We start from the raw sequence: 586 nt of genomic DNA, 5'->3' as shown, positions 1-586 counted from the left end.
ACGTGTGGAAGTAGAGCAAGCCATTGTGCGCATAGATAGCTTTGAGACCAAACTGCATACCAAACTGCTTGGCCGATATATGCTTGACCAGTCGCTTATCCTGCTTGTGTATCGTAGACATCAGTAGTCGTACGAGCGTAGGGGTCTCATTGCCTAGCTCCTTGAAGTATATATCTGCCTTGTTTGAAGGTAGATTACCTTCACCAGCGTGCAGGAAGTCCACCATCTCTAGCGACAGCTTCTCAGGCTCCTTGGCATACTTCACATTGAAAGCGAAAAAAGAGCCATCGGTGCAGATTACCGACATATTGGTTTCTGTCTCAAAGTCCTTGACGGAGGCTTTAACACGGAGTACGTTCTCTGCGCTTTCCGCCTTAGCAGCGACAATGTTGGCACTCCCTAAGTCCACATAGCGTATCGGTGCGGGAAAGATGAGATGGGTGGTCTTGTCAAAGGTGACCTCTAGTCCATACGGTATAACGGTACGACCATCAGGCATACCTCTCGTCAAGCCTTGATAAAGGTCGCCTGACGACTGAGCGTGGGCGGTGGAGAATGCGCCAGCTCCTAGTGTTAGGAGGGCGAA

The 586-nt window shown here is 50.2% G+C and carries 1 protein-coding gene; it reads right to left on the bottom strand.

All coding sequences use genetic code 11. The annotated features are described in order from the left end of the window. Nucleotides 1–511: conjugative transposon protein TraN (gene traN / locus PORUE0001_RS07930; RefSeq protein ID WP_232501441.1), on the bottom strand; the 511-nt coding region annotated here is incomplete at its 3' end. Between the last annotated feature and the right edge of the window lie 75 nt (nt 512–586).

This window comes from Porphyromonas uenonis 60-3 (assembly GCF_000174775.1).
In the GTDB taxonomy this organism is placed as follows: domain Bacteria; phylum Bacteroidota; class Bacteroidia; order Bacteroidales; family Porphyromonadaceae; genus Porphyromonas; species Porphyromonas uenonis_A.
The sequence above is the reverse complement of the archived record's forward strand: the minus strand, read 5'-3'. Positions and strand labels throughout refer to the sequence as shown.